General features: G+C 66.7%; 17 protein-coding genes and 2 pseudogenes. 12 read left to right on the top strand and 7 right to left on the bottom strand.

Annotated features, from left to right (window positions below; translation table 11 throughout):
- Positions 1-140 precede the first annotated feature (140 nt).
- The 3 genes and pseudogenes from ACT53N_RS08175 to ACT53N_RS08165 all read left to right on the top strand — a co-directional run bounded on the left by ACT53N_RS08175 (position 141) and on the right by ACT53N_RS08165 (position 3,977).
- The gene (locus ACT53N_RS08175) at positions 141-2,549 is read left to right on the top strand and encodes a TonB-dependent siderophore receptor (RefSeq protein ID WP_476063441.1); all 2,409 of its coding nucleotides are present in this window, start codon (positions 141-143) and stop codon (positions 2,547-2,549) included.
- A pseudogene (locus tag ACT53N_RS08170) lies at positions 2,549-2,696 on the top strand (hypothetical protein); the annotation flags it as partial. The gene ACT53N_RS08175 and the pseudogene ACT53N_RS08170, both read left to right, overlap by 1 nt.
- Positions 2,697-3,977, top strand: a complete 1,281-nt coding sequence (locus ACT53N_RS08165; protein WP_476063865.1) for an MFS transporter — start codon at positions 2,697-2,699, stop codon at positions 3,975-3,977. It abuts the pseudogene before it with no gap.
- Between the two features lie 65 nt (positions 3,978-4,042).
- Here ACT53N_RS08165 and ACT53N_RS08160 read toward each other — a convergent pair whose 3' ends face one another.
- A complete protein-coding gene (locus tag ACT53N_RS08160; protein ID WP_476063440.1) occupies positions 4,043-4,735 on the bottom strand; it encodes a TorF family putative porin in 693 nt (230 codons plus the stop codon).
- 245 nt (positions 4,736-4,980) lie between these two features.
- Positions 4,981-5,802 carry an SDR family NAD(P)-dependent oxidoreductase gene (locus ACT53N_RS08155; RefSeq protein ID WP_476063439.1) on the bottom strand — a complete coding sequence of 274 codons (822 nt, stop codon included), beginning with the start codon at positions 5,800-5,802 and terminating at the stop codon, positions 4,981-4,983.
- 68 nt (positions 5,803-5,870) lie between these two features.
- On the opposite strand from ACT53N_RS08155, the gene queF reads away from it, so the two are divergent.
- A complete protein-coding gene (gene queF, locus ACT53N_RS08150; RefSeq protein WP_010920506.1) occupies positions 5,871-6,326 on the top strand; it encodes a preQ(1) synthase in 456 nt (151 codons plus the stop codon).
- Positions 6,327-6,333: 7 nt separating this feature from the next.
- Here the strand turns inward: queF and ACT53N_RS08145 are convergent, their stop codons facing one another.
- Positions 6,334-6,948, bottom strand: coding sequence for a nitroreductase family protein (locus tag ACT53N_RS08145; RefSeq protein WP_476063438.1), 615 nt, complete (start codon positions 6,946-6,948; stop codon positions 6,334-6,336).
- 4 nt (positions 6,949-6,952) lie between these two features.
- Between ACT53N_RS08145 and ACT53N_RS08140 the strand changes: the two are divergent.
- From ACT53N_RS08140 to ACT53N_RS08130, 3 genes and pseudogenes are all read left to right on the top strand, one after another.
- Positions 6,953-7,641: pseudogene (locus ACT53N_RS08140) on the top strand (NUDIX domain-containing protein).
- 76 nt (positions 7,642-7,717) lie between these two features.
- Positions 7,718-8,557, top strand: coding sequence for a serine O-acetyltransferase (gene cysE / locus ACT53N_RS08135; protein ID WP_476063437.1), 840 nt, complete (start codon positions 7,718-7,720; stop codon positions 8,555-8,557).
- Positions 8,558-9,340 carry a glutaminyl-peptide cyclotransferase gene (locus tag ACT53N_RS08130; protein WP_476063436.1) on the top strand — a complete coding sequence of 261 codons (783 nt, stop codon included), beginning with the start codon at positions 8,558-8,560 and terminating at the stop codon, positions 9,338-9,340.
- A gap of 132 nt (positions 9,341-9,472) precedes the next feature.
- Here the strand turns inward: ACT53N_RS08130 and ACT53N_RS08125 are convergent, their stop codons facing one another.
- The gene (locus tag ACT53N_RS08125; RefSeq protein WP_476063435.1) at positions 9,473-9,649 is read right to left on the bottom strand and encodes a hypothetical protein; all 177 of its coding nucleotides are present in this window, start codon (positions 9,647-9,649) and stop codon (positions 9,473-9,475) included.
- A gap of 73 nt (positions 9,650-9,722) precedes the next feature.
- Here ACT53N_RS08125 and ACT53N_RS08120 point away from each other — a divergent pair, with 73 nt between their 5' ends.
- From ACT53N_RS08120 to ACT53N_RS08110, 3 genes are all read left to right on the top strand, one after another.
- On the top strand, positions 9,723-10,622 hold the full coding sequence (locus ACT53N_RS08120; RefSeq protein WP_476063434.1) for a LysR substrate-binding domain-containing protein: 900 nt from the start codon (positions 9,723-9,725) through the stop codon (positions 10,620-10,622).
- An 80-nt stretch (positions 10,623-10,702) separates the two neighbouring features.
- Positions 10,703-10,909, top strand: a complete 207-nt coding sequence (locus tag ACT53N_RS08115) for a DUF3126 family protein (RefSeq protein ID WP_012640547.1) — start codon at positions 10,703-10,705, stop codon at positions 10,907-10,909.
- Between the two features lie 117 nt (positions 10,910-11,026).
- Positions 11,027-11,716, top strand: a complete 690-nt coding sequence (locus tag ACT53N_RS08110; protein ID WP_476063433.1) for a GNAT family N-acetyltransferase — start codon at positions 11,027-11,029, stop codon at positions 11,714-11,716.
- A 155-nt stretch (positions 11,717-11,871) separates the two neighbouring features.
- On the opposite strand, the gene ACT53N_RS08105 is transcribed toward ACT53N_RS08110, so the two are convergent.
- The 3 genes from ACT53N_RS08105 to ACT53N_RS08095 form a co-directional block, all read right to left on the bottom strand.
- The gene (locus tag ACT53N_RS08105) at positions 11,872-13,872 is read right to left on the bottom strand and encodes an OPT family oligopeptide transporter (RefSeq protein ID WP_476063432.1); all 2,001 of its coding nucleotides are present in this window, start codon (positions 13,870-13,872) and stop codon (positions 11,872-11,874) included.
- Positions 13,873-13,956: 84 nt separating this feature from the next.
- Positions 13,957-14,736 (bottom strand): PhoH family protein, encoded by a 780-nt coding sequence (locus ACT53N_RS08100; RefSeq protein WP_476063431.1) that lies wholly within the window; start codon positions 14,734-14,736, stop codon positions 13,957-13,959.
- A complete protein-coding gene (locus ACT53N_RS08095; protein WP_476063430.1) occupies positions 14,733-14,894 on the bottom strand; it encodes a hypothetical protein in 162 nt (53 codons plus the stop codon). The genes ACT53N_RS08100 and ACT53N_RS08095 overlap by 4 nt, the downstream gene beginning before the upstream one ends.
- Positions 14,895-15,073: 179 nt before the next feature.
- On the opposite strand from ACT53N_RS08095, the gene ACT53N_RS08090 reads away from it, so the two are divergent.
- Together ACT53N_RS08090 and ACT53N_RS08085 are read left to right on the top strand one after the other, a co-directional pair.
- A complete protein-coding gene (locus tag ACT53N_RS08090; RefSeq protein ID WP_476063429.1) occupies positions 15,074-15,604 on the top strand; it encodes a gamma carbonic anhydrase family protein in 531 nt (176 codons plus the stop codon).
- Between the two features lie 291 nt (positions 15,605-15,895).
- Complete coding sequence (locus ACT53N_RS08085; protein WP_476063428.1) at positions 15,896-17,563, top strand: choline dehydrogenase; 1,668 nt, start codon at positions 15,896-15,898, stop codon at positions 17,561-17,563.
- The last annotated feature ends 16 nt before the right edge of the window (positions 17,564-17,579 follow it).

Here is a 17,579-nt window from a genome sequence, read left to right as displayed (position 1 = left end):
ATTGTTCCCTTTACGTAAGCTGCAGCATTCAGGCCACACTCCCATCGCAATCCCTTCTGAAATGTCAGAAGGCATTTTGACGAAGATCAAGACATCCCCAGATATCGAGCCGTGACCGCTGGGCCCTCCCGCCCGGCGCCGTGAAGGCTCAATCCATGTCGTCTCAGCGCATCCTTCTGTCCGCCAGCCTCCTGGCCCTGGCCGCCGCGTCGCCCGCCCTGGCCGACACGCAGTTGTCCGATCGCGTCGATGCGGTGGTGATCGTGGCGCGCGACAAGGCTGGCCTGCTGGAGAAGCAGCCCAGCCAGACGGTGTTCGGGATCGACAAGCCGCTGATCGAGACGCCGCGCTCGGCCAGCTTGGTCAGCGACCTGACGCTGGAGCGCTACGGCGTTCTGACCCTGGACGGCGCCACCAAGGTCGCGCCCGGAACCCACACCGCCAGTTTCTATGGCGTGCCCGGCTCGCTTAACATTCGCGGCACCCTGGCCGAAAACTACTTCCGCGGCTTCAAGCGCGTGGAGAACCGGGGAACCTACTCGACCCCGATCGGCGGCGCGGCGCGTATCGAGATCCTGCGCGGCCCGCCGACGCCGGTCTATGGCGCGGGCAAGGTCGGCGGCCTGGTCAACTTCATCCCCAAGTCCGCGCGCGACGAGGGCCGCTTCCTGGCCGGACCGGAAGGCGAGGTCACCGCCACCGTCGGCAGCTACAACAAGAAGCTGCTCACCGCCCAGTTCGGCGCGCCGGTGAGCCTCGGCGGCGCCGAGGGCGGGGTCTATATCTACGGCGAGGCCGAGGACAGCCACAGCTTCTACAAGGGGATCTATCCGCGTCACCAGACGCTGGAGCTGTCGGCCGATTTCGATCTGGGCGAGGGCTGGAGCACCGCTTTCGGCGGCATGCTGTTCCGCTCGCGGGGCGACGTGCAGACGCCGGGCTGGAACCGCCTGACCCAGGACCTGATCGACAACCGCGCCTATGTCACCGGCCGCGACACGACGCTGAAGGACACGGACGGCAACGGCCGGCTGACGCCCAACGAGGTGGGCTTCTATCCCTACGCCAGTGCGCTCTACATCCCGCACTACGGCTTCTTCAGCACCGATGCGGTCCACACGCTCGACGTCGGCGTCGGGACCACCAAGCTGGACCGCCGCACGGTCTATATCAGCCCTGCCGACTTCTCGAAGACCGACACCCAGACCCTGTACTTCGACCTGGCCAAGGACCTGGGCGAGGATCGCGCGCTGAAGCTGCAGCTGTTCCACGACCGTCAGGACAACAAGCGTTACGTCTCCTACGGCTATCCGTCGGCGATCGACGCCAAGGTCAGCGAAGTCCGCCTGACCTACGCCTTCCCGACCACCTTGCGCGCAGCCAGCGCCCGCACCCTGGTCGGCGGCTCCCATCGCTGGTTCGAGGGGCGCCGTCGGGAGAGCTATAACAGCGGCATGATCGCGCTGGACCGCCGCGACATCAGCTTCGGCGCCACGCCGACCGACATCATCGACAGCCCGTTCGACGACGAGCCCGGCGGCGTCGGCTTGAAGTGGGAGAACGACAACCGCTCGACCTGGAAGCAGACCGGCGTCTTCGTCACCTCCGATATCGACATCGGGCGTCTGAACCTGGTGCTGGGCGGGCGTTGGGACCACTACAGCGTCGAAAGCCAGGACAGCGGCTTCCTCAGCTACACGGTCACGGGCCGCAAGACGGCCGATCGCAACAAGGCGACCTGGAACGCCAGCCTGACCTACAAGCTGCCGATCGGCCTGATGCCTTACGCCAGCTACGCCAAGGCCTCGGCGCTGGAGATGAGCCAGGGCGGCGATATCGCGCCGGGTCTGGTGGCCGACGGCTCATGGCTCTCCAGCTCCGACCTCGCCGAGGCCGGGGTGAAGTTCCAGCTGCTGCGCGGAACCCTGATCGGTTCGCTGGCGGCCTATCGCCAGAACCGCACCCAGATCACCGGCGCCATCGCGCCGCCCACCGTGCAGGGCACGCGCGCCAAGGGCGTGGAGCTGGAGATCCGCTGGCTGGCCTCCGAACGGCTGTCCTTCACCTTCGCCGGCAACAACCAGCGCACGACGATCAAGGGGCCGGATACCTCGTTCCAGTACATCCCCGCCTATACTGCCGGCGTGCCGGGGGCGCAGGCCTATGGCGGCTCCTATGTGGTGTGGAGCTTCGCCGGCCTGCCAGCGCGCAGCGGCGACTACGCCTACACCCTGACGCCGAAGTCTGTGCTCAGCCTGTACGGGACCTACACCAGCAAGGGCTATGACTGGGGGCAGGCTGGAGCAACGGTCGGCGTCAGCCATGTGGGCCGCACCTCGGGCACGGTGCAGAACGCGGTGCGCTATCCCGCCTATGAGGTGGTCAATGCGTCGGCTTTCATCAGCCGGGGGCCTTACACTTTGTCGGTCAATGTCGATAACCTGTTCGACACGTTCTATTTCACCCCCGACGCTGACACCTACGCCAATCTCGGCGCCTTGCCCGGCAAGGGACGCGAGTGGCGGGCCACCCTGAAGCGGACCTTCTGATGATTGAGCAAAGCATCCTCCCCCGTGAAACGGGGGAGGGGGACCGCGAAGCGGTGGAGGGGGCACAGCCGCCGCACGGCGCCCCCTCCGTCACGATGCGTATCCGCATCGCGCCACCTCCCCCGCGATGTGGGTGAGGAGGGCGGCATGACGATCGATACTGTCTCCCGTTTCCGCCCCTGGCTGCTGGTGGCGGCGTTCAGCCTGCTGCTGTTCCTGATCACCGCCTCGACCTACGGCTCGCTGGGCGTGGTGCTGCCGGCCATGATCGGCGAGCTGAACTGGAGCTTCGAGAAGGCGTTCCTGGGCTTTTCGGTGCTTGGGGTTTTCACCGGGGCCTCGTCATGGCTGCCGGCGATCCTGATCCGGCGGATCGGGGTGCGGGGGACCTTGCTGGTCGGCGCTGCGGTGCTGGCCGCAGGGTTCGTCGGCCTGGCCAACGCCGAAAGCCTGATGAGCTACTATGCCGGAGCCGCGGCGTGTGGCGTTGGCTTCCAGATGGCCGCGCTGATCCCGGGGACGCACGTGCTGTCGGCGCTGTTTCGCGAGCGGGCCATGCCGTTCGGCGTCTACTTCACCTTCGGATCGCTGGGCGGCGCCGCCGGGCCTTGGATGGTGTTGACCCTGATGGACGCCAGTGGCGGCGATTGGCGCGCCTTCTGGGTCGTGCAGGCGGTCTTGGCCATTGTGGTCGGCGGCGCCTGCGCGCTGATGGTCGGTGGCTCCCAATGGCTGGCGGCCGCCGCGCATGAGGTTGATGAAGAGGTCGAGCAGGCGGCGCGGCAAGCGCCCGCCAACGCTCGCGTCTATCGCACCGCGCATGAATGGACTGTTCGTCAGGCGCTGCGAACGCCGCAATTCTACATCCTGGTGGCGGCCTATTTCTCGCACCTGCTGGTCGGGGTCAGCGTGGCCAGCGTGTCGGTGTCGCACCTCACCGAGATCGGCGTCGCGGCGGGGATCGCGGCGGTCGCGGCCGGGGCCTTGGCCGCCAAGATGCTGAGCCTCGAGGCCTTGATGCAGACCCTCGCGCGTCTCGCTGGAGGAGCCCTGGGCGACCGGGTTGATCCGCGCTGGCTGCTGATCATCGCCCAGGCCATGCTGGTGGTCGGCCTGTTGGCCCTGGCCAAGGCGACGACGCCGGCCCTGATGCTGGTCTATGCGATCGGGACGGGGGTGGGCTTTGGTCTGACGGTCCTGGCCGTGACGGTGCTGCTGCTGAACTACTATGGCCGCCAGAGCAATCTGGAGCTGTTCTCGCTGACCTGTCTGGTTGGCGCGGTGTCAGCGGCGGGCCCCTTCATCGCGGGCGCCATGCGCGACCGCCTGGGAAGCTTCACGCCGACCTTCGAGCTGTTCGCCGCCGTCACCGCCGTGGTGTTCGTCGCGGTCCTGGCGATGCGGCCGCCTCGCGCGCCCGCAGTTTGACGCTGATACAAAAAAGCCGCCCCGGGGGAGCCGGGGCGGCTTCGATGTCTATCCTGTAGGATCGCTTAGAAAGCGGCCTTCAGGCTGACGACCACGCGGCTGTCATAGATCTTGCCGAGGCCGTGCTCGCTGGTGTCGTGGTAGCGCAGGTCAGCGGCCAGCTTGTCGGTCAGGGCGTAGGCCAGGCCCACGTTCCAGGTGCTGTAGTCGGCGTAGTTCTTGATGGTCTGGTGACCGACGGCGCCCGACAGGGTCAGCTTTTCAGCGACCGGCATGGCGGCGTTGGCTTCGAAGTAGGTCGCACCGCCGCCCTTGCCCGGATATTCCGGCGAGTAGTAGACGGCCGCGCCGAGGGTGGCCGGGCCGAAAGCGCGCGAAGCGGCGGCCTTCAGTTCCACGTAGCTGTACGAGCCGGGGGTCAGGCCCTTGTCCTTGGTGTAGCCATAGTACAGCACGCCGAAGTCCAGCGAGGTGTCGCCCACGGTCGGCTTCACGCCGGCGTAGAAGTCGATTTCCGTGGTCGGGTCGCTGGCGCCGAAGTCGACGTTCGAAGCCCAGACGCCCGCATAGGCGATGCCGTAGGACAGATCGACGCCGCCCTGCAGGGCCGGATCTTCCTGGGTCTGGCTCACGCCGCGGAAGACGTAGTCGCTGGTGATGCCGAGGTTGTAGGAAGCCTTCAGCTCCTGAGCCGAGGCGGCGCCCGCGAGGGCGACCGTGGCGGCGGCTGCGGCCAGCGCAATCTTCATGGCTTTCATAGTTCTATCCCCTTGTCTGTGTCGTCGACCGGGTTGGTTCCCAGCCGCCAACCGCGCCTGCAAGCGCATTTGCGTCCCCCACTGATTAGTTGGGGACACGTCCTTAAGTGCAATCGAGGGGCGTGGAACGCCAGTGCGAAGGGCGCCTGAGGCTTAAACTTTGGGCGGTGTGTGACGATTTTGCTTCAATATTGACGCCGCTAGGCCACATGCGCCTGAAAAGCGAATCCAGCTTGGCTGTGTCTTTACCGCATGGAAAGGCTTGCGCCGCCCAGGTGCAGGCCCGCATCGACCAGCAGGGTCTCGCCGGTCACGTGTCGCGAAGCGGGAGACGCCAGGAAGACAGCGGCTCCAGCGATATCCTCGGCGGTGGACGCCACTTTCAGAGGTGTTGCGGCCGCCGCGCCAGCGCGCAGGCGATCGACTCGCTCGGCGTCCATCGCCTTTCCGAACCAGGGCGTATCGATGAAGCCCGGGCACACGGCATTGACGCGAATCCGAGGGGCGAGCGCGCGCGCCAGCGACAGGGTCATGGTGGTCATCGCCCCCTTTGACGCGGCGTAGGGCACTGACGAGCCGTTGCCGACGACGCCAGCGATCGAAGAGGTGTTGACCACAGCGCCCGGCGACGGGGCGGCCTCAAGCAGCGAGCGGGCGGCGCGGACCATCTGAAAGGCCCCGACCACGTTCACTGAATAGAGCCGTAGGAAGTCCTCGGCGTTCACCGCGTCGAGGTCGGCGTGGTTCGGGGCGAACTTGGTCATGCCGGCGTTGTTGAACAGCGCGTCGATGCGGCCCGAAGCGTCGGCGGCTGCGGCGATCCTGCGGCAGTCCTCGTCGCTGGACACGTCGCCCTGGGCCAGCACCGCCTTGGCCCCTTCGGCCTGGACGAGTTTGGCGGTCTCTTCGGCCTCTTCGGCGCTGCGGGCGAAGTTGATCACGACAAGGTCCGCGCCGCGCCGTGCGGTCTCGACGGCGATCGCACGACCAAGCCCGGTGGAGCCGCCGGTGACCACCACGGTGAAGCCTTCGAAGTCTCGTCCCAACATCGCGTCTCTCCCGAACATCTGTTTGCGACCTTGTAGCGGGGCGCCGCGCGCTTGTCTCGCGAGCCGGGGAGGCCTAAATCGCCCCGATGACCGATCTCAACGTCACCCAGCTGGGCCGCGTCGTCGACGCGCCCGAAAGCCCCGAGGCCGCCGTCCTTGAGCGCGTGCCCAATCCGCAGAGCGACGTGCTCTATCTGGCGCGCTTCGTCGCGCCGGAGTTCACCTCGCTGTGCCCCGTCACCGGCCAGCCGGATTTCGCGCACCTCGTCATCGACTACGCCCCTGGCGACTGGCTGATCGAGAGCAAGTCGCTGAAGCTCTATCTGACCAGCTTCCGCAACCACGGCTCGTTCCACGAAGACTGCACGGTCAAGGTGGCGCGCAAGATCGTCGAGATCGCGCAGCCGCGCTGGCTGCGCATCGGCGGCTACTGGTATCCGCGCGGCGGCATCCCGATCGACGTTTTCTGGCAGACCGGACCGGCGCCGGAGGGGCTGTGGGTCCCCGACCAAGGCGTCGCGCCCTATCGCGGCCGGGGCTGAAGCTCCGCTAGGCTGACCAATAGGTTGTGAGCGCCGCCACATCGGGGCGCGGGCGCTCCTGCGGCTGTTCGGTGGTGGTTCCGAGATAGAGATAGCCCGCCACCTGCTCGCCCTCGGCCAGACCCAGGAGCGCGGTCGCGCGCGGGTCATAGCTGTACCAGTCGGTGATCCAGTTGGCGCCCCAGCCCAGGGCGGCGGCGGCCAGCAGCATCTGGTGGCAGACCGCCGAAGCGCTCTGGCGTTGCTCCCACTCGGGGATTTCGCCGGGAATATGGCGCGAGATCACGGCCACGCAGACCGGCGGGCGTGTCAGCTTGCGAAGCGCCGCCGTCGCCTTGGTCGGGTTGGCTTGGCTCTCGGCGAGCGGAGCGATCCGTTCGGCGAACGCGTCCTTGGCGGCGCCGGTGAGAACGATGAAGCGCCAGGGGGCCAGTTTCCCATGGTCGGGCACGCGGGCGGCGACCCGCAGAAGCTCCGTCAGCTGCTGGTCGTCCGGCCCTGGCGACGTCAGGGTCATGGCGCTGGCCGAGCGACGCTTAGCCAGGAAGGCCAAGACCTTGGGCGCCGCCTCGACCGGCAAGGTCTGGCCAAACTCGGGGGCGGGGGGAACGGAACCAGCCAAGACGATGTCTCCGAAGCGTTGTAAGTCGCAGACCTATGGCCGTGACGAGGCCGCGACAAGGGACTCAGCGCTATGGCCGACGAACCTGACCGCAAGCCCGCATGGCTGAAGCCGCACGGAAAGCCTTGGGCGGTCTCGTCCAGCAAGGTCGTCTACGACAATCCCTGGATCACCCTGACGGAGTATCAGGCGGTCGCGCCGACGGGACGGCCGGCGCTGTACGGCAAGGTGGGGTTCAAGAACCAGGCGATCGGTATCGTGCCGCTGCATGAGGACGGCACGGTCACGCTGGTGGGCCAGAACCGTTTTTCGCTGGCGAACTATAGCTGGGAGTTGCCCGAAGGCGGCGCGCCGCACGGCGAGGATCCGCTGGACGGCGCCAAGCGCGAACTGGCCGAGGAGGTGGGGCTGCAGGCGTCGGACTGGCGCCTGATCCTGCGCATGGAGCTCTCCAATTCCGTCACCGACGAGATCGCCTATGGCTTTCTGGCCATGGGCCTGTCTCCCACCGAAGGCGAGCCGGACGAGACCGAGGACTTCGCTGTCGCGCGCGTGCCGTTCCGCGAGGCGCTGGACGCGGCGACGTTGGGTCATATGCCTGACGCAATTACAGTGGCGTTGTTGCTGAGAACGCACCATATGGCGGTGCGAGGCGAACTGCCGGCCGACTTGGCCGCTCTGATCCTCGCATAGGGCGTCCCGCACTGAGCTAGAGCATTTCTAAAAAAGATGCGCTATGCTCCCGGCGCGCCTGGGAAGGGAGAGCCCGATGGCCAAGCATCTCGAAGTGGTGACGTCCGACACCGAAACGCCGGTGTGGGTGGCGCTGCGTAACCAGGCCGAACACGCCGCCAAGGCCGAACCGGCGCTGGCGTCGCTGCTGAACGCAGTCATTCTCAGCCACGACAACCTCGCCGACGCCCTGACCTTCCAGTTGGCGCGGAAGCTGGGCGACCAGGAAATGCGGGCGATGACGGCGCGCGAGTTCGCCGCCGACGCTTTCGAGGATGACCCGTCGATCGTCGAGGCCGCCGAGGCGGACCTCAAGGCGGTGTTCGAGCGCGATCCGGCCTGCAAGGGCTATGTTCAGCCATTCCTGTTCTTCAAGGGCTTCCTGGCGCTGCAGACGCACCGCGTGTCGCACTGGCTTTGGAACCAGGGTCGCGAAACCCTGGCCTTCTATCTGCAGAGCCGCTCCAGCGAGGTCTTTCAGGTCGACATCAATCCCGCCGCCAAGATCGGCAAGGGCGTGTTCATCGACCACGGCACCGGCATCGTCATCGGCGAGACGGCGGTGGTCGGCGACGACGTCTCGATGCTGCATGGCGTGACCCTGGGCGGCACCGGCGCCGAGCGTGGAGACCGTCACCCCAAGATCGGCAAGGGCGTGCTGCTAGGCGCCGGCGCCAAGGTGCTGGGCAACATCACCATCGGCGACTACGCCAAGGTGGCGTCTGGCTCAGTGGTGCTGCGTCCGGTGCCGGCGCATTGCACGGCGGCCGGCGTGCCTGCGCGTCTGGTCAACTGCCCGACCTGTGAAGAGCCGGCGAAGACCATGGATCACACCCTGGCCGAGACGGTCTACTCGCCCTCGACCTACGAGATCTGAGTGAAGCCGCTTTTACGTCGTCTGGGCGGCCTGGCGCTGGCGGTCGTCGTCGGTCTGGCTGCGCCCGCCTTGGCTGCGCCTGCGCCGGTGGGCGGCTACACGGTGGTGAAAAGCTATCCGCACGACACCCGGGCCTTCACCCAGGGCCTGCTTTATCGTGACGGGTTCATCTTTGAGAGCACCGGCCTGCAGGGGCGGTCGTTCATTCGCAAGTGGAGCCTGGAAACGGGCGCCATCGAGGCCGAGCGCACCATCGATTCCCGCTTTTTCGGTGAAGGGATCGTCGACTGGAAGGACCGGGTCTATGCGCTGACCTGGACCGATCAAGTCGGCTTCATCTACGATATCAACAGCTTCGAGACGCTTGGCGAGTTCAGTTATCCGGGCGAGGGATGGGCCCTGACCCGCGACGACAAGCGGATCATGATGAGCGACGGCACCGCCTTTATCCGCTTCCTCGACCCCGAGACGCTGAAGGAGACCGGGCGCATCCAGGTCACCGACAACGGCGTCCCGGTGACCAAGCTCAACGAGTTGGAATGGGTGAAGGGTGAGCTGCTGGCCAATGTGTGGCAGACGACCCGGATCGCGCGGATCGACGTGGCGACCGGGCGGGTGAAGGGCTGGATCGAACTGGCCGGGCTGTTGCCTGAGGCGGGCGTGCGCGGCGACCGCGACGATGTCCTGAACGGCATCGCCTATGACGCCGCTGGCGATCGCCTGTTCGTCACCGGCAAGCTGTGGCCTAAGCTTTTCGAAATCAAGCTGACCGAAGCCAAGTAGTCGGGGAACCGTGTTCGGGCGTTGGCGTTTAACTGATGTCCGCCCCTCTACGCCCCCCCGACCTAGTGGGCGGACCAGGGCCCCGGCCGCGAGACGCGCCGGGGCCCTACTCATATCTGCCGGGCCCGGTTCCTAACCCTGGGGCGCGCAGACCGTCAGGGGCGGCTTGTTCTTCAGTGAGATTTGCTCCGCGTCCGGCTTGCCAGTGTGAGTGAGGCCGTAGATGACGCCTGCCCAGATAGTCAGGACCGCCAGCAACTGGGGCAGGGTGACCTCGTGGCCGGTGGAGCGTGGCGCGATGGGTGGCATGCCGGGCACTATCCCCCGGTTGCGCCGCCCGCGATAACGACTTATCGGTCGGCCTTCTGTGAGGTTTCTTCACATGGCCCGCCGGCAACTGCCTTCGCTGAACGCTCTGCGCGCCTTCGAGGCCTTTGGCCGGCATGGCCGCATGACCTTGGCGGCCGACGAGCTTTGCGTGACGCGCGGGGCCGTCAGTCGGCAGATCCGGCAGCTTGAAGAACAACTCGGCGTGGCCTTGACTGAGGGACCGCGCTCGCGCCTTCGCCTGACGCAGGCGGGGCTGAAGCTGGCCCAGGCCCTGTCGCCGGCCTTTGATCAAATTGAGGCGGCGGTCCCGCGTCCAATCCAGGCTGGCCCCAAGCCGCTGGTGGTTTCCTGTCTTCCGACCTTCGCCATGAAGTGGCTGATCCCGCGTCTGCCCCGCTTCCAAGCCGCCCATCCCGATGTTCCGGTGCGGGTGGCCGAGTCGAACGGACCTTTCGACTTCAAGGCGGATGGGATCGATCTGGCCATTCGCATGCGATCGCCCGACACCGTTGTGACCTATGACGCCGTCGCGACGCCCTTCATGGAGCATTACCACGGGCCCGTCATGGCGCCGGAGCTGGCGACCAGCCCGATGACCTTGGAGCAGGTCTTCGCCATGCCGCGCCTGTTGACCCGAACCTTCGTGGAAAGCTGGTCCGACTGGGCGCGGAATTTCGAGCTCGATCACCTGCCGCCGGCCTTCAGCGAGCAGGAGTTCGACCACTACTTCTACATGATCGAGGCGGCGGCCGCTGGGCTTGGCGTGGCGATCGGCCCTTGGGCCTTCGTCCAGCGCGATCTGGCCAGCGGGCGGCTGGTGGCGCCGCTGGGTTTCACCCCAGGACGAGCCAAGATCGTGGCGGTCACGCCGCCCGACGGCGCCACCCGTGAGGCCCTCCTGTTCCGCGATTGGCTGCTGTCGGAAGGAGCGTCCACACCTTCTCCGCCTTAAGCGGCTTGCCGTTCTCGCGGCGGGCGCTAGTTTCGCGCGGACAAGCGCCCCGGGCGCCCAGCCATCAATGAGGATCCCCCGTGGACGCCACAACCGTCGCCAAGCTCGAAAAGCACCTGAAGCGCACCTTCGGCAACCCGCACATCCAGGTGAAGCCGCGCCCCAAGCAGAAGGACTCGGCCGAGGTCGAGGTCGCCGGCGAGTTCATCGGCGTCGTCTTCCAGGACGAGGACGAGGACGGCTCGTTCATGTTCGAAATGGCCATTCTCGGCGAAGATCTCGACTAAATCGAACTGGCCCCGCGCCCTGTCGGTGATCGACGGGGCGCGCGGCCGCTGCGGTCTTGAGTATCCGCAGCTTGGTCAGGCGTTGATCGTCGACCCTCGCCCCGCTTGAATGGGGCCATGACCTTTCACGTTCTTGATCGCCCCGTCTGTTCGACCCTCCTTGGGCGGCAAAGCCACTTGGCGATCCGGCGCGGGCGCGCCTTCCGGATGCATCCCGACTACGGCCTGTTCGCCGGTCTGGAGGACGAAGGCCCCGAGGCGCTGGCCGATCTTGGCGCGCTGGTGCGCGAGCAAGGGACGGTGGGCCTGATCGCGCCCGAAGCGACGCCGCCGGTTCCCGGAACCGAGGTGGTCTCCAACGCCGTCTGCCTGCAGATGGAGGCGGCCGAGGTGGTTCCCGCCTGGGATGTCGCCTTCGACATGCTGGACCTCGCCGACGCTGACGGACCTGAAATGCTGGCCTTAGCGACCCTGACCAAGCCGGGCCCGTTCTTCTCGCGCACGCATCAGCTGGGCGCCTTCATCGGCGTGCGGCGGGAGGGCCAATTGATCGCCATGGCCGGCCAGCGCATGCGCCCGGACGGCTACACCGAGGCCAGCGGCGTCTGCGTCCACCCCGACCATCGCGGCCAAGGCTATGCGGCGCGGCTGCTGCGCGAGGTGACCGCCCGGATCCTGGCGCGCGGCGAGAAGGCCTTCCTGCATAGCTACACCGACAATGCGACGGCGATCCGGCTCTACGAGTCGCTGGGCTATCGCGGGCGGCGGGAGCTGATGTTCACGATTCTTCGGCCGGGTGAAGCGTAGCAGCGCCCCCTCCGTCACGATGCGTATCCGCATCGTGACACCTCCCTCGCCTTGCGTGGGAGGAGGAAGCCGCAACCCTCCTGCCCCGCTTGCGGGGGAGGTGGTTCGGCGCGAAGCGGCGAGACGGAGGGGGCGCTGAGGGCGCCCCCAGATCGCTACCCCTCCATCGCCTTCGCGCCGGCCTTGCGGGCCCAGCGGTAGAAGCCCACCACCACGATCGCAGCGGCGGTCAGGGACAGCAGCATCCCGACATGTTCGGGCGGCGCGAACGGCACGGCGAGCGGCTCGCCCTTACCCGTAGAGACGATCAGCAGGGCCAGGGAGACGTTGAACAGGCTCTCCCCCACGATGAAGCCAGAGGCGATCAGCACGCCCAGGCGTTTGGCCGCCTCGGCCGAGCGGTCCTTGGCGACGATCTTTTCGAACAGCCAGCCGGCCAGGGCGCCGACCACCACGGGGGCGGTGACCGAGCTGGGCAAATAGATCGCCAGGCCCACGCCCAGCGGCGGCAGGCTGAGGCGGTCCTTGCTGGTCGCGCGCAGACCCGTGTCGACGGCGACCAGGGCCAGGCCGATCAGTGCGCCAAAGCCCAGCAGCCCCCAGTCGAGATTTCCGCCCAGCACGCCCTTGGCCAGGGTCGAGATCAGGGTGGCCTGCGGCGCCGCCAACGGCTCGTCGGCGATGGCCTGCAGGTTCGGCGCCCCGGCAAAGCCGTTCGAGCGGTTCAGCAACTCCAGCACGAACGGGATGACCACCGAGCCCGACAGCACGCCGATGATCAGGCCGACCTGCTGCTTCCACGGGGTGGCGTCGACCAACTGGCCGGTCTTGAGGTCCTGCAGGTTGTCGTTGGCGACCACGGCGACGGCCAGGACGCAGGTGGTGACATAGAGCGCGAAGGCGATCAGCGCCTTGGTCACGTCCGGACCGATGACGCCGCGCCCGACCATGCCGACCATCAGCGAGGCGCCTAGAACGCTGAGGATGGCGATACCGGAGACCGGGCTGTTCGAGGAACCGATCAGGCCGGCCATGTAGCCGCAGACGGCGGCGGCCAGGAGGCCGGCGAAGACCAGATAGCCGATGCCGATGGCCACCAGCGGCGTCGTCAGCTGAGCGATGGGGCCGCCCGTCAGGAAGTGGGCCAGGAACCAGCCGGCGGGCGCGAGCAGCAGCACCGACACCAGACCGACGATGCCGATCGGGATGTCCTGTTCGACGCGGGGCAGGGTCGCGCCGCCGGCCTTGCGGGCCTTGGCCGCGTCCAGCGCCGATTTCAGACCGGAGGTGATCGGGCCGACCAGCTTGGCCAGAGTCCAGACGGCGGCCGCGCCGATGACGCCCGCGCCCAGGAAGCGGACCTGGCTCTTCCAGACGGTGAGGGCGTGGGTGGCGGCGTCGGCCTCGGGCATCGGGGTCAAGAGGGTGAGGACCGGCGTCAGGATCGCCCAGGCGATGAACAGGCCTGCGAACATGGCGACGCCGACGGTGATGCCCATCAGATGGCCCGCGCCCATCAGGGCCAGCGAGCTGGAGGCGCCGATGCCTGTCGCGCCCGAGGCGGCCCCGAGCTTGAACTTGAAGTAGGCGGCGATCTCTGCCGCGAACACCTTGGCTGCGCCCAGGGCGCCGAACAGCGCCGAGGCGATCGCGCCCATGCTGACGGCGGCGAGGCCCGCCTTGCCCTCGGCCGCGCCCTCGCGCGAGCCCGTGCCGACCTTCAGCACCTCGGCGGCGGCGACGCCTTCTGGGTAGGGCAGGTTTGAGTTGGTCACCAGCGCCCGGCGCAGCGGGATCGTGTACATCACGCCCAGGATGCCGCCGACCGCGCAGGCGCCGAAGGTCGGCAGGAAGGGCACATTGGCCCACCATCCGATCATCAACAGACCTGGCAGGACGAAGATCACCGACGACAGCGTCCCCGCTGCCGAGGCGATCGTCTGGACGATGTTGTTTTCCTGGATGGTCGAGGTCTTGAACGCTCGCAGCAGAGCCATCGAGATGACGGCGGCGGGAATCGAGGTCGCGAAGGTCAGGCCGACCTTCAGGCCCAGATAGACCTGGGCGGCGGTGAACACCAACGTGATCAGTATGCCGAGGAGGACCCCGCGAAGGGTCAGTTCCGTGCGCGGGGCAGTCGTATCGGCCATGGACATGTCCAACAAAATATTAAGGCGGCCGGACCTTGCACGTCCGACCGCCTCAAACTCAAGTCTTCAGTGTCGTGTGCTGTTACGAAATCACAGCACGCCCAGCATCTCCGCGACCAACGGGTGGCGGACGATGTCGCGGTCGGCGAGGCGCACGACGGCGATGTTGGAGACCGCGTCGAACTTGGCCGCCACTTCGGCCAGGCCCGAAATGCCCGGCAGCAGGTCCGATTGGTTAGGGTCCCCCGTCACCACCATGGTCGAGTGCCATCCCAGGCGAGTCAGCAGCATCTTCAGCTGCATGTAGGTGCAGTTCTGGGCCTCATCGATCACGACGAAGGCGTTGTTCAGGGTGCGGCCGCGCATGAAGCCGACCGGCGCGATCTCGATGGCGCCTTCGGCCATCAAGGCCCGCATGCGCTTGACCGACAGGCGGTCCGTCAGGGCGTCGTAGAGCGGACGCAGGTAGGGCGCCAGCTTGTCCTCCATGTCGCCCGGCAGGTAGCCGATCGACTCGCCGGCCTCGACGGCGGGGCGAGAGAGGACGATGCGGCTGACGCGACCGGCCTCAAGGGCCTCCACGGCCTTGGAGATGGCGATGTAGGTCTTGCCGGTGCCGGCCGGGCCCAGGGCCATGACGAGGTTCTTCTCGTCGATGGCCTCCATGAGCTGGGCCTGTCCCGGCGATTTGGGTTTTATGGTTTTTAGGTAGCTCTGGTCCCGACTATCCCCTCTCGGCGCTCCGTCCTGGGGCAGGGGTGACCAGCCGCCGCGGTGATCGACCGGCAGACGACGCACCTTGGCGTCGTCGTACTGGCCGGTTTCCTGCACGCCTTCGCGCGCCATCCGCTTCAGGGCTCGCTTGGTCATCTAAGCCTCCATTCAGACAAGAAAAAAGGACGAGCCCGTGAGGCGTCGTCCTTGGCGGTGAGCTGGGTTTTTACGAAGTCGCGTGCGCGGCGGAGCGGCTCGGGAGCGCTTCCCAGTGGGGAAGTCCCAGGAGACGGTGCTGTACGCCGAAACGCCAAGAGCCACACCTCGTCTTCGTCAGCGGGCGAGCTTGGAGCGCTTGTCTCCGAGCCCGTTACGAAAGGAAAATGATTCCCGCTGGAGGAATGTTCCCTCTCGAATCGCCCGACTACAATGGCGCATCATGGTTTCCGGGTCGTTAACCTGGAAATCGCGCGTAAGAAAACGAGGTGTACGGATGACTGTCTATTCCTTGGGCGCCGTGACGCCGACGCTTCCCGCGCAAGGCGAATACTGGGTCGCTCCCACGGCGAGCGTCATGGGGAATGTGATTCTCAAGAAGAACGCCAGTATTTGGTGGGGCGCGGTCGCTCGCGGAGACAACGATCCGATTACGATTGGCGAGAACAGCAACGTCCAGGACGGCTCGGTTCTCCACACTGATCTTGGCGCGCCGCTGACCATCGGCGCGAACGTGACCATCGGTCACATGGTGATGCTGCACGGCTGCACGATCGGCGACGGTTCGCTGATCGGCATCGGCGCAATCGTGCTGAACGGCGCCAAGATCGGAAAGAACTGCCTGATCGGGGCGGGCGCGCTGATCACCGAGGGCAAGGAGATCCCGGACAATTCGATGGTCATGGGCGCGCCGGGCAAGGTGGTGCGCGAGATCGGTGAACAGCACGCCATGATCCTTCAGGCCTCGGCTTTGCACTATGTCGAGAACTGGAAGCGCTACGCCCGCGATCTGCGGATCGTCGAATAGGGGGTGGGAGCGCCGCCCGCTTGCTTGGGGGGATGCAAGGCGACGCTCCCGCTTCTCGCGCAGGGCGCACGAGCGCGAGAAGCGCTCGCTACGATCGTGGTCGCGGCGAGAGCGGCGAGGCGAATAGGGCCTCATTTCGTGTATAGGTGGTATAGTCCGCATTCTTGGTTGCGGGAAGGCTTAAACGTGCGCCGCTTTGCAGGCGCCTTCAGCAAGCGCCTTGCGCGCGGCTCAAACCCAGACCAATCTCTGCCTTAACAATGATAACCTTCGAGGGAGGGCGTCGGGGCCATGGCCAGCGAGCGCTTTGATTACATCGTCATCGGGGCCGGCTCGGCCGGTTGCGTCCTGGCCGCGCGCCTGACCGAGGATCCGAACGTCAAGGTTCTGCTGCTGGAGGCCGGCGGCAAGAACAAGTCCATCCTGGTGAAGATGCCCGCCGGCGTCGGCCAACTGATCAAGGACAAGGGCGAGCAGAACTGGGGCTTCTGGACCGAGGCCGAGCCGCACCTTGACAACCGCAAGCTCTGGTGGCCGCGCGGCAAGGGCCTGGGCGGCAGCTCGGCCATCAACGGCATGATCTACATTCGCGGCCACGCCCGCGACTATGACCAGTGGCGCCAGATGGGCCTGACCGGCTGGTCGTATTCTGAGGTTCTGCCTTACTTCAAGCGCTCGGAGACCCACCACGCCGGCGGCGACGCCTATCACGGCGACAAGGGGCCGCTGCACGTGTCCAAGGGCGAGTCCGACAGCCCGTTCTACACCACCCTGGTCGAGGCCGGCCGCCAGGCGGGTCACAAGACAACCAAGGATTTCAACGGCTACCAGCAGGAGGGCTTTGGGCCCTACGACCTGACGATCCGCGACGGCCAGCGCTGGAGCGCGGCCATGGCCTACCTTACCCAAGCCCTGTCGCGTCCGAACCTGACCTGCGTCACCGAGGCCCGGACCACGCGGATCATCCTGGAAAAGCGCCGCGCCGTGGGTGTGGAGTACGTGGTGGGCAAGTCGCGCGAGAAGCAGGTCGCCTACGCCGACGCCGAGGTGCTGCTGAGCGCCGGCGCGGTGCAGTCGCCGCAGATCCTGCAACTGTCGGGGATCGGCGCGCCGGACGACCTGACGCCGCACGGCATCGCGGTGGCCCACGAGTCCAAGGGCGTCGGCGCCAACCTCCAGGACCACCTCGACGTCTGCGTTTCATGGACCGCCAAGAACCTGAAGACCGCCTATTCGGCCAACAAGGGGCTGAACAAGCTCGGCGTCGGCATGAACTACATGTTCTTCGGCAAGGGCCTGGGCCGGCAGCAGTTCCTGGAAAGCGGCGCGTTCCTGAAGTCGCGCCCGGACCTTGATCGTCCTGACCTGCAGATCCACGGCGTGCTGGCGATCATGCAGGACCACGGCAAGGTCGTGGTCGAGAAGGACGGCTTTACCCTGCACGTCTGCCAACTGCGTCCGGAAAGCCGGGGCAAGGTGGGACTGCGTTCGGCGGATCCGTTCGATGATCCGACCATTCTGGGCAACTATCTGGCCACGGAAGAGGATCGCCGCGCCATCCGCGAAGGCGTGCGTATCGCCCGCGAGACCGTCGCCCAGGCCGCCTTCGACCCCTATCGCGACGCCGAGTACGCGCCGGGCGCGGACGTAAAGTCGGACGCCGACCTCGACGCCTGGATCCGCGCCAAGGCCGAGACGATCTACCATCCCGTCGGCACTTGCCGGATGGGTGTGGCGGGCGACCCGATGGCCGTGGTCGACGACCAACTCCGGGTCCAGGGTGTCCAGGGGCTGCGCGTGATCGACGCCTCGGTCATGCCCACCCTGATCGGCGGCAACACCAATGCGCCGACCATCATGATCGCCGAACGGGCTGCGGACCTGATCCGGGGCAAGGCGCCGGCCGCGCCGCTGGACGTGCCCGTCTATGAGGACGGCCGCGCGGTGGCGGCGGAGTAAGTAGGGCCTTTGAGGC

The organism is Caulobacter sp. DMC95, from assembly GCF_056313785.1.
The sequence above is the reverse complement of the archived record's forward strand: the minus strand, read 5'-3'. Positions and strand labels throughout refer to the sequence as shown.

What these genes read in the sequence shown, in the direction of transcription:
- ACT53N_RS08165 (WP_476063865.1), top strand. Translation starts at nt 2,697, where the DNA reads ATGACGATCGATACTGTCTCCCGTTTCCGCCCCTGGCTGCTGGTGGCG.
- ACT53N_RS08160 (WP_476063440.1), bottom strand. Translation starts at nt 4,735, where the DNA reads ATGAAAGCCATGAAGATTGCGCTGGCCGCAGCCGCCGCCACGGTCGCC.
- ACT53N_RS08155 (WP_476063439.1), bottom strand. Translation starts at nt 5,802, where the DNA reads ATGTTCGGGAGAGACGCGATGTTGGGACGAGACTTCGAAGGCTTCACC.
- queF (WP_010920506.1), top strand. Translation starts at nt 5,871, where the DNA reads ATGACCGATCTCAACGTCACCCAGCTGGGCCGCGTCGTCGACGCGCCC.
- cysE (WP_476063437.1), top strand. Translation starts at nt 7,718, where the DNA reads ATGGCCAAGCATCTCGAAGTGGTGACGTCCGACACCGAAACGCCGGTG.
- ACT53N_RS08125 (WP_476063435.1), bottom strand. Translation starts at nt 9,649, where the DNA reads ATGCCACCCATCGCGCCACGCTCCACCGGCCACGAGGTCACCCTGCCC.
- ACT53N_RS08120 (WP_476063434.1), top strand. Translation starts at nt 9,723, where the DNA reads ATGGCCCGCCGGCAACTGCCTTCGCTGAACGCTCTGCGCGCCTTCGAG.
- ACT53N_RS08110 (WP_476063433.1), top strand. Translation starts at nt 11,027, where the DNA reads ATGACCTTTCACGTTCTTGATCGCCCCGTCTGTTCGACCCTCCTTGGG.
- ACT53N_RS08105 (WP_476063432.1), bottom strand. Translation starts at nt 13,872, where the DNA reads ATGTCCATGGCCGATACGACTGCCCCGCGCACGGAACTGACCCTTCGC.
- ACT53N_RS08100 (WP_476063431.1), bottom strand. Translation starts at nt 14,736, where the DNA reads ATGACCAAGCGAGCCCTGAAGCGGATGGCGCGCGAAGGCGTGCAGGAA.
- ACT53N_RS08090 (WP_476063429.1), top strand. Translation starts at nt 15,074, where the DNA reads ATGACTGTCTATTCCTTGGGCGCCGTGACGCCGACGCTTCCCGCGCAA.
- ACT53N_RS08085 (WP_476063428.1), top strand. Translation starts at nt 15,896, where the DNA reads ATGGCCAGCGAGCGCTTTGATTACATCGTCATCGGGGCCGGCTCGGCC.